The sequence below is a fragment of the Geobacter sp. PheSNFMC genome, assembly GCF_059620965.1.
The window spans coordinates 17,997-28,055 of record NZ_JCAMRN010000044.1; the positions used below are offsets into that span (position 1 = coordinate 17,997).

Sequence of the window (10,059 nt, forward strand, 5' to 3'; positions counted from 1 at the left end):
CGTGGGGAGCCGTGGTAACTTGCATGGCGAGGGAAAACGGATATGATGGATATCGCCGAGATACGTAAAAAGGCCCAGCGTGACCGCCGGCAGGAGGGGGCTGCGCCGGCTGCCGAGTTGCGGCGGGAGCCCCGGCAGGAGCCGGACCGGCTCGTTGCCGGCGCGACTTCAGCGCCGACGGCGCCGGAGCTCCAGGAGCTGTCCGACGACGTGTTCGCTCCCGATGATGGTGCCCTTCCGGTACCGGTTTTCGCGCCGGCGGCCGCTCCGTCCGTTCTCGACCCCCTGGCGCTCATCCTCCAGGGGCGCCGGGCAGCCCTGGTGGAAGACCTTGTCTCCGACACGGAGACGGAATCCGCCAGGGAGACGGAAGCGTATCTGGAAGTCCTGTGCTTCCGGGTGGCCGACGAAACCTACGGCATCGATATCATGGAGCTGAAAGAGATCATCAAGCCCCGGGAGACCACCGAGGTCCCCCATGCACCGCCGTTTGTCGCCGGGGTTCTGTCGTTGCGCGGCATCATCATTCCCGTGTTCATCCTGCGCGAGCGTCTCGGCCTGGCCGAAGCCGTGGCCCGCGGGAAGGAGCGGATCGTCGTGGTCAAGCACGGAGAGGGACTGTGCGGTCTCCTGGTGGACGAGGTTACCCAGGTGGTGAAGGTCCCGGCCGCAACCATCGAACATCCGCCTGCCGTGCTCGATGGCATGGATCGTGAATTCGTCAACGGCATTGGCCGCCACGACGGTGGAATAATCATTCTGCTTCAACTGGAAAAGGTGCTCGATTCAGCATTGATGTAATGCCCAGGAGGGTATGCCGATGGAAAAGAAAAGGATTCTGATCGTCGAGGATGAAGAGAGTCTGCTCAAACTTGAAAGCATCCTGCTGTCCTCCCGCGGCTACGCAGTGGCGGGGGTGACCGACGGCAAGGCCGCCCTGGACTATATTGCAGCCACCCCTCCCGACCTGATCATTCTCGACATCATGTTGCCGGGGATGGATGGCTTCGAGGTCTGCCGGCTGATCAAGGCCGACCCGTCAACCCGTCACATCCCGGTGGTCATGCTCACTGCCAAGAAAAGCACCCAAGACCGCGAGAAAGGGATGGATGCCGGTGCTGCCGCCTACGTGACCAAGCCGTTCAAGTCGGCCCGGATCATCGAGATCATTCAGGGGCTTCTGGCTGCCTGACGCTGCCGGGAGCCCTTTGCATACGTATCAGACCCACGCTCCCGAAGGATACGCATGGAAACCGACATTCAGGAAATACAACTTGCCTGTTTCCGCCTCGGCGAAGCCACCTTTGCTGCCGATATCATGCGGATCAAGGAGATCATCCGTCCCCAGAAACTGACGAAGCTCCCCAAGGCACCCGCCTTTGTGGAGGGCGTCATCAATCTCAGGGGCATGGTGATTCCGGTCATCGATCTGCGCAAACGGTTCGAATTGCCCGAACGGGTGGCCCTTGAGGAGGCCCGCCTTCTCGTGGTGGGGGTGAGCAGGCAGTTGGTGGGGCTCGTGGTTGATGACGTGACCGAGGTGGTCACGGTGCAGGCGGGCGATATCAAGCCACCCCCCCACTCCATCGAGGGAGTCAGCGTGGAGTACCTGATCGGCGTCTGCCTGGTGCGGGACACCCTGGTCATGCTCGTCAATCTCGATCGCATCCTGACGAGCCGCGAAGCGTCGGCCATCGCCGGCCTTGCCGGAACGGGGCGTTGATGGCGGCTGTGGTCATCGCAGGGTGTCCTGTCTGCCAGGCGCGGTATCGGCTTGACGGAGCACGGATCCCGGGCGGGGGAGTAACGTTGCGGTGCAATTCGTGCCGTAGCGTCTTCAGGGTGCGGGGAAAGTCCGCTCCCGTCCCGTCCCGGTCCTCTGTCGCGGAGACCGTGACGCGGGTCCTTGTGGCCCATGAAAATCCGGCATTGCGCACGGCCGTCCGGCAGGCTCTGGCCTGCGAGCCGTTCCAGGTGCTTGAGGCCGCCGACGGTGCCGGCGCCTATGCGGCAATCCTTGAGCATCGTCCCCGGGTGGCGATTCTCGATGCGGCCCTCCCCGGGATGTTCGCTTTCGAAATCTGTGAAGCGGTAAAGGGTTCGCCGGCCACGGCAGACATCAAGATCATTCTGATCGCCTCCATTTATGACAAGGCGAAGTACAAGCGTGCTCCCGAATCGCTCCACGGAGCAGACGACTATCTGGAGAAGCACCATATTCCGGACGAACTGCCCGCCCGCGTCCACCGGCTCCTGGCGGGCACTGCGCCGCACTGCGGGGGCACCCATCCCGAAGGGGGTAGGGGGGGAGCGGATTCCGGAGAACAGCGGCATGCCGGCAGGGACTCCGGGGAGCAGCCTTGCGGGGAAGCCCGCAATGGCGAATATGACGGGGCCGGTCTGCCGGGCGGGGACGATCCGGCGCTTGCCGGGGAGCATCTCAAGGCCCGCCGGCTTGCCCGGCTCATCGTTTCGGACATTGCCCTCTATAATCGCGATCTCGTGCGGGAAGGAGTCCGCAACGGCACCTTTTTCGAGCTGCTTGCCGAGGACGTGGCCGAAGGGCGTGCCCTCTACGAGAACAGGGTGTCCGGCGACGTCCGCGCCGGAACGTCTTACCTGGATGAGGCGTTCGCCGAGTTCATCGGCACGATCAGGAAAGAACTCGGCCTGTAACTGACAATCAACGCAAGGAGCACATGCGTGGCTGTTCTAACAACCGTAAATGCCGACCTCCAGTCGTCCGACGAAGAAACAAGGCGTCGGGCCGTGCTCGACCTCGCGACCGTTTCTCTTGACGATGCCCGCGAGCTGCTCTTCGTTGCCATGGGCGACGGCAGTTGGCGGGTGCGCAAAGAGGCCGTGTCTCTCCTGCTCGGCATGTGCCCGGACAAAGGGACCATCGAGGGGATAATCGGGCTGCTCGCGTCGGTGGACAATGCCGGCCTGCGCAACTCGGCCGTGGAGGTGCTCGAAGGGCTGGCTGGCAGGGCGGTGCCTGCGCTGCTCGCTCACCTCAAGGATGACGACCGCGATGTCCGCAAGTTTGTGGTCGACATCCTCGGCACCATCGGCGACCGGTCAAGTATTCCCGCCCTGATCGACGCCCTTGACGACCCGGATCCAAACGTTTCGGCGGCTGCCGCGGAGAACCTCGGCAAGATCGGTGATCTGCGCGCTGTTGCGCCGCTGCTGGCCGCCCTCGGCAAGAACGATGTCTGGTTCAGCTACTCTATCCTCGGCGCCCTGGCCCGCATCGGCGAACCGGTGCCGGTGAACGTTCTCACTCCCCACGCATCGGATGGCATTCTGAAGCGGCCGGTAATCGAGTGCCTCGGTGCCGTGGGCGATGCCGAAGCGGTACCGCTCCTGGTGGAAGGGCTCGGCGACCGTGTCCGTGCCGTGCGGGAGGCGGCGGCCTGCGCCATTATCCGTCTGCGGGGCCGTCTTGCCGGTGCCGAGGCGGCCAGGTGCGTGGACGACGCCCTGGCGCGGCTTGCAGGCTCTGCCGTGGTCGATGGGTTGCTCGGTTCCCTGGATACCACGGATCAGGGAGTGCGTGACGCACTGATCCGGGTTCTCGGGTACATCGGCGATGCCCGCGCCGCCTTGCCTCTGCTGCAGGGGTGCCGGGACGAGCGGCTCAGAAGGCTCTGCCTCCAGGGGTTGCGCACCATGGGCGAGCGGGGCATGGAAGCCCTGGCGGCGGCCTATCCTGCAGCGGATGACGAGGAAAAGTCGATCATCATCCAGGTGTGGGGCGAGCTCGGCTTCACCGGGTGCGCCGATCTCCTCGGCGAGGCCATGGGAAGCGCCCGGACAATGATGCGCAGGGCGGCTGCCGTGGCGGCCGGGAAGATCGGCCTCCTGTCCCTGATGGGGACCATTGCGGCCTTGCTGGACGACCGGGAGCACGACGTGCGCGAAGGGGCCATCAATGGCCTCATCCGCCTTGCCCCGGCCGAGCCTGCCGGGGTGCGGGCCATTGCCCGCAAACTTGCCGATTCATCCTCCACCGGCTCGCGGCATGACGCGGTTCGGCTGTACGCCGCCCTGGGCGATGCCGACCGCCTGGCGCTCCTGATGAAGGACGAAGACCCGCTTGTGCGGCGCAGCGCCGTTTCGGCCCTGGCGGAACAGCATATCCCCGAGAGCGTTTCCAATCTGGTGATGGCGCTGGTGGACGAAGACCCGGACGTGAGGATCGCGGCAGCTTCTGGCCTCGGCGAGATCGGCGGGGCTGAGGCGGTGGAGCCGTTGATCCTGTCTCTGGATGACGAGGATCCGTGGGTGCGGTGCGCCTCCCTGAGAAGCCTCGGCCGGATCGGCGGGGAACGGCCCCTTGACGCCATTGAGCGGCTGATCGATTCGGCCGACGGGGTGGTAATGATCACGGCCCTGGAGACGCTTGCCGAGATCGAGGGGGGCCGGGCGGCGAACCTGGTGAAGCGTGGGCTTGAAAGCGGCGACGAAGAAGTGGTCAAGGTTGCCATCGATCTGCTGGCGAACGACGGCAGCGACTGGGTGAACACCTATCGGGAGCGCCTCCTGAGCCATTCCCACTGGGATGTCCGGATCAGTTTCGCCAGGGCCATGGCCCGCCTTCTGGGCCGCGAAGCGATGCCGCACCTGACTGCCGCCCTCCAGCAAGAGCAGGATGAACTGGTGCGCGATGAACTCCAAACCCTGCTCGGCGGTCTGCGCTGATGTTTACCTTCGAGCCCGAAATACCCATGTCCGACGAGGAGTTTCGCCTCATCAGGGACCTCATTTACAGCCACTGTGGTCTCTACTTTGACAATGACTCGGCCTACCTCCTGGAAAAGCGCCTGGCCAAGAGGGTACAACTGCACCAGTTGCCGGGGTTCCGGGACTACTACCATTTCCTCCGCTACAATCGGAAGAAGGACCAGGAACTCTCGGACATCATGGATGTCCTCACCACCAACGAGACCTATTTTTTCCGCGAGGCGTTCCAGCTCAAGGCCTTCACCCAGGAGATCATCCCCGAAATCCGAGACGCCAAGGCCAAGGCCGGTGACCGGACGCTCCGGATCTGGAGCGCCGGCTGCTCCAGCGGCGAGGAACCGTACACCATTGCCATGCTCCTGCTGGAAATGGGAGGTTTTGCCGGCTGGCACGTGGAAATCATCGGAACCGACATCAGCCAGCGTGTGATTCAGCAGGCCCGCAAGGGGGTCTACGGCAAGTCATCGTTCCGGGTCACCGACGAGGGCTATGTCCGCCGCTACTTCACCGACCAGGACGGCATGTTCCGGGTCAACGACAGGGTGCGCGAACTGGTCACCATCAGTCACCTCAACCTCCTCGACACCAACCGCATCGCGCTTCTGGGCCGCATGGACGTAATCTTCTGCCGCAACGTCATCATCTACTTCGACCAGGCCGCCCGCAAGACCGTGATTGACTCGTTCCACCGCGTCCTGCGAGACGGAGGCTACCTGCTGCTCGGCCATTCCGAATCGCTCATGAACATATCCACGGCTTTTTCCCTCAAGCACCTGAAAAACGACATGGTCTACCAGAAGCCCCTGCCACCGGGAGGCCGGCCATGAGAAAGATCAGGGTCGTGGTCATCGACGATTCGGCCTACAGCCGCCGCGCCATCACCAAGATGCTGGAGAGCATGCCCGAGGTGGATGTGATCGGGTATGCCGCCGACGGCGAGGAGGGGATCCGCAAGATCATCGACCTGAAACCGGACCTGGTGACCCTGGATCTTGAAATGCCCAGGATGGACGGTTTCACCCTTCTGCGAATCGTGATGGAATACTCGCCCACCGCTGTCATCGTCATCAGCTCCCGGAACGAGGACGAGAAAGTGTTCCGGGCCCTGGAACTGGGAGCGGTCGACTTTGTGGCCAAACCCACGAAGGGGGTATCCGAGGAGATTCTCACCATTCGCGAGGACCTCCACCGCAAGGTGCGAAGCGTTATCCACCTGAACCTGGCAGGCATCGTCCGCCGCGAGCGGGAGCTGGAGCGGGCTTCTGTCGCGGCTGATCGCAGGGCCCCCGGCACCGTGCCGTATGCGGCAGCAGCCGCGCGGACCGAGAGCGCCGCTCCCCGTCCCGCCGGACGACTGGAGGTGGTGGCCATCGGCGCTTCCACGGGAGGGCCGCCGGCCCTTCAGCGGATTCTCTGTTCCCTGCCGGACGTATTCCCCCAGGCGGTCGTGGTGTCCCAACACATGCCGGCGGGGTTCACGCGGACATTCGCCGAGCGCCTGAACCGGCTGTCGCCCCTTGAGATACGCGAAGCCGCGGACGGCGACGAGGTGCGGGCCGGGCGGGTGCTCATCGCCCCTGGCGGGCACAATATGGTTTTCGAGCGTCAGGGGAGCGAGATTCTGGCACGAATCGTGAAACCGGGCACGGAAGATCGCTACGTACCGTCCGTGGATGCCATGCTCCTTTCCTGCGCCGAGGTCTTCGGTCCGCGGACACTGGGCGTGGTGCTCACGGGTATGGGAAATGACGGCAGCAAAGGGATTGCTGCCATCAAGCGGGCAGGGGGGCAGGCCCTGGCCGAGGCTGAAGAGACGGCCGTGGTCTTCGGCATGCCCAAGGAGGCCATTGCCACCGGGGTGGTGGACAAGATAGTGTCACTGGACCGCATGTCACGCGAGATCATGCAGCGGTGCGGTCTTCTCAACGACGTCGATTGACCGGTCCCTCTTCGCCTGAACGCCGAAGGGGCATAGGAGCGTGGCATGTCCATGGAAGAGGAAAAGGGTCTGCTGGCACGGGCCGACGAGTTTCTCCAGGCATTCAAGAAGGGGGCCGAGTTTACCCAGGAGCTGCTCCGGGAAAATGAGCGTCTCCGGTTTCGGACTCTCCAACTGGAGGCCGGACAGAAGGGCGAGGGGATAACGGCGGACTTGGCCGCCGAGAACCGTAAGCTTGCCGCCCGGGTCGAGGAGCTTGAGCGGGAAAAAGATGAGATCATCAGCCAGATCAGGCAGATAGAGGCGGAGAATAACGATTTTGCCGCCCGCTACGTGGAGGTCGAAGAGGAGAACAACAATCTGGCCAATCTCTACATTGCCAGCTACCAGCTCCACTCCACCCTCGATTTTAGCGAAGTGCTCCAGATCATCACCGAGATTATCATCAACCTGATCGGTGCCGAAGAGTTTGCCGTGATGCTCGTCGATGAGAAGACCGGCACCCTGGATGCCGTCACCGCCGAAGGGATCCCGTTGGCGGAGCTTCCCCGGGTGCGCCTGGGCGAGGGCGTCATCGGTGCTGCTGCCGGCACCGGCGAGAACTACTTTGCCGAGGGGCCGGAAGCCTACGAACGGGACCTGGCGCACCCGATGGTCTGCATTCCCCTGAAGATCAAGGAGCACGTCATCGGCGTCATCGCCATCTACAAGCTCCTGATCCAGAAAAAGAGCTTCGCCAGTGTCGACTACGAGTTGTTCACGCTCCTGGCGGGACATGCGGCCACGGCCATTTTCAGTTCCCGCATTTACTCGGATTCCGAGCGCAAGCTCTCTACCATGCAGGGCTTCATCAATCTGCTGACCACGTAGCCGTTGTGTCCTGAGGAGAGTTCATCATGGCGGAAAAAACCGTACTGATCGTGGAAGATTCACCGACCATGCGACAACTGATCACCTTTGCCCTGAAGCGGATTCCGGGGCTATCCATCGTGGAGGCGTCCGATGGGGTGGATGGTCTCAAGAAACTCTCGGCCCATGCCATCGACCTCATCTTCACCGACATCAACATGCCGGTCATGGACGGTCTCAAGCTGGTGAGCCTCGTGCGCAGCGATCCCTCCCACCACCATCTGCCCATTGCCATCATCACCACCGAGGGGGCTGCCGAGGACCGGGAGCGGGCCCTTGCCCTGGGGGCAAACGCCTACATTACCAAACCGATCCAGGCCGGCAAGGTCCTGTCGGTGGCAAGAGAATTGCTAGGGATATCCCCGAACTCATGACCTACGGGAGTCCGCGCACAGCAATCCGGGAACATGATGAATTATCGACGGATTGTCCGCGCGTCCACTCCTCACGTGCCCGGGAGCTCCCGTGAAACGCCTGCTTGTTCCTGCCATAGTGCTTCTGCTTCTTCCCGTCATTCTCTTTGCCCGTGACTACAAGATCGTCACCTTTGCCACCGAGACCGCGGGTACGGTCGCCTTCAGCCACCCGGTCCACCTCAAGGCCCTGGGCAACAACTGCACCCTCTGTCACAACACGCTCTTCACGATCGGCGACAAGGCAGCGCCGGTGACCATGAAAGCCATGGAGCAGGGGGCGTCGTGCGGCGCCTGCCACAACGGCAAGCGCGCCTTTGGCCTGCCGGCGTGCACCCGCTGCCATGTGACCAGAGAGGTCCCCATCGACATCCCCAGCTTCGGCGCCGTGGTCTTCAGCCATGCCTTCCATCTGGGGCTCGGGGCCTATGGATGCGCCGACTGTCACAACGCCGTCTTCAGGGCGGCCACCGACAACCCCAACGTATCCATGAAGGCCATGGAGCAGGGGAAATCGTGCGGCGCCTGCCATGACGGCAGCACTGCCTTTTCGGTCAAGGGGGACTGCACCCGCTGCCATGTGGTTCGTGACATCCCCTTTGCGGCATCGGCAACGTTCAGCCACGCCTTCCATCTGACAGCCGGCTACGGCTGCGGCGAATGCCACGGGAGGCTCTTCACGGCCGGCCCTGACAGCCGGCGCTATACCATGCAGGAGATGGAGACTCAAAAATCATGCGGAGGGTGCCACAACGGCAATACCGCCTTCTCGGTCAAGGGGGATTGCGACCGGTGCCACGCCAATGTGAAGGAGGTGTCCTTCGCCGCCCACGACGCCATGTTCAGCCACAAGCTCCACACGAAGCTCCTCAACTGCGACAGTTGCCACAGCGGCATCTTCATCGGCGGAGCCGCCAGCAGGCGCTACACCATGAAGGAGATGGAGCAGGGGCACTCCTGCGGCGTCTGCCACGAGGACAAGACCGTTTTCGGCGTGACCGGCGCCTGTGACCGCTGTCACCTGAAGACCCGGGACGTCAGCTTCAGGACGGCCGTGGCGGGGAGCGTGGTCTTCAGTCACGACGCGCACCGGCAGATGTATGGCTGCAGCGACTGCCACAACGGCATTTTCACCACCGGTGCGGCCCGTGTGGGCGCCACCATGGCCGACATGGGCAAGGGCTTGTCCTGCGGCGCCTGCCACGACGGCACAAGCGCCTTCCCGGCCACGTCAGCGGCAAGCTGCAGCAGATGCCACCCCCTGCGCGACGTGAACATGGCGGCCAATTCGTATTTTCCCCATGTGAAACATCTGGAGGCCAACACCTGCGGCGACTGTCACAACGATCTGTTCCGGGCCGGTCCCGGCAATCGCCGGTGGACCATGCCCCAGATGGCGCAGGGGAATTCCTGCGGCGCCTGCCATGACGGCACATCCGCCTTCTCGGTCCGCGGGGAGTGCGGCACGTGCCACCGGGAAACCGTGGAGGTGGCCATCCCCGTGAAGCAGACCGGCATAACCCGTTTCAGCCACAGCGTCCATACGGCGCTCTATTCCTGCGGCGACTGCCACAATGCTATCGTTGGCGCCGGTGCCACTGCCCGGCGCGTCACCATGGCCGCCATGGAGAAGGGCGAGTCCTGCGGCGCCTGCCATGACGGATCGGCCGCCTTCACCGTCAGAGAGAACTGCACCAGATGCCACCCGGTCAAAGACATCCCCTTCACGCCGTCCGGCGCCCGTTTCAGCCATGACGTCCATCTCAAGGTCCATGGTTGCGGCGATTGCCACGATGCCCTCTACCGGCCCGGTTCCGACAACCGTCGCGTTACCATGGCGGAGATGGAGAGGGGGGCTTCCTGCGGCGCCTGCCACGACGGATCGGCCGCGTTTCCCGTCACCGCGGGCTGCGACAGGTGCCATCCCGCCACCAAGGGGATCAAGTATGATCTCCCCGCCGACGTGGGGAGCGTTCTGTTCAGCCACCGCAGCCACACCGCCAAGGGATACGCCTGCAGTGACTGCCACGGCAGGATCGTCGTCGCCGG

At 63.5% G+C, this 10,059-nt stretch carries 10 protein-coding genes; all 10 read left to right on the forward strand.

Features of this window, described 5'->3' with window-relative positions:
• Positions 1–42: 42 nt before the first annotated feature.
• A complete protein-coding gene (locus tag AC6CDK_RS11235) occupies positions 43–801 on the forward strand; it encodes a chemotaxis protein CheW (RefSeq protein WP_192905442.1) in 759 nt (252 codons plus the stop codon).
• A 19-nt stretch (positions 802–820) separates the two neighbouring features.
• Positions 821–1,192, forward strand: a complete 372-nt coding sequence (locus AC6CDK_RS11240; RefSeq protein WP_039643840.1) for a response regulator transcription factor — start codon at positions 821–823, stop codon at positions 1,190–1,192.
• Positions 1,193–1,246: 54 nt separating this feature from the next.
• Positions 1,247–1,723 (forward strand): chemotaxis protein CheW, encoded by a 477-nt coding sequence (locus tag AC6CDK_RS11245; protein WP_039643842.1) that lies wholly within the window; start codon positions 1,247–1,249, stop codon positions 1,721–1,723.
• Complete coding sequence (locus tag AC6CDK_RS11250) at positions 1,723–2,676, forward strand: response regulator (protein ID WP_039643844.1); 954 nt, start codon at positions 1,723–1,725, stop codon at positions 2,674–2,676. Before AC6CDK_RS11245 ends, AC6CDK_RS11250 begins: the two co-directional genes overlap by 1 nt.
• Positions 2,677–2,703: 27 nt before the next feature.
• Positions 2,704–4,707, forward strand: a complete 2,004-nt coding sequence (locus AC6CDK_RS11255) for a HEAT repeat domain-containing protein (protein ID WP_192905443.1) — start codon at positions 2,704–2,706, stop codon at positions 4,705–4,707.
• Positions 4,707–5,576 carry a CheR family methyltransferase gene (locus tag AC6CDK_RS11260; protein ID WP_039643848.1) on the forward strand — a complete coding sequence of 290 codons (870 nt, stop codon included), beginning with the start codon at positions 4,707–4,709 and terminating at the stop codon, positions 5,574–5,576. Before AC6CDK_RS11255 ends, AC6CDK_RS11260 begins: the two co-directional genes overlap by 1 nt.
• Positions 5,573–6,688, forward strand: a complete 1,116-nt coding sequence (locus tag AC6CDK_RS11265; protein ID WP_039643850.1) for a protein-glutamate methylesterase/protein-glutamine glutaminase — start codon at positions 5,573–5,575, stop codon at positions 6,686–6,688. The genes AC6CDK_RS11260 and AC6CDK_RS11265 overlap by 4 nt, the downstream gene beginning before the upstream one ends.
• Before the next feature lie 45 nt (positions 6,689–6,733).
• Positions 6,734–7,558, forward strand: a complete 825-nt coding sequence (locus AC6CDK_RS11270; protein ID WP_039643852.1) for a GAF domain-containing protein — start codon at positions 6,734–6,736, stop codon at positions 7,556–7,558.
• A gap of 26 nt (positions 7,559–7,584) precedes the next feature.
• Entirely contained in the window at positions 7,585–7,971 is a 387-nt protein-coding gene (locus tag AC6CDK_RS11275) for a response regulator (protein WP_039643854.1), read from the forward strand.
• A gap of 91 nt (positions 7,972–8,062) precedes the next feature.
• Positions 8,063–10,059: c(7)-type cytochrome triheme domain-containing protein (locus AC6CDK_RS11280; RefSeq protein WP_496639832.1), on the forward strand; the 1,997-nt coding region annotated here is incomplete at its 3' end.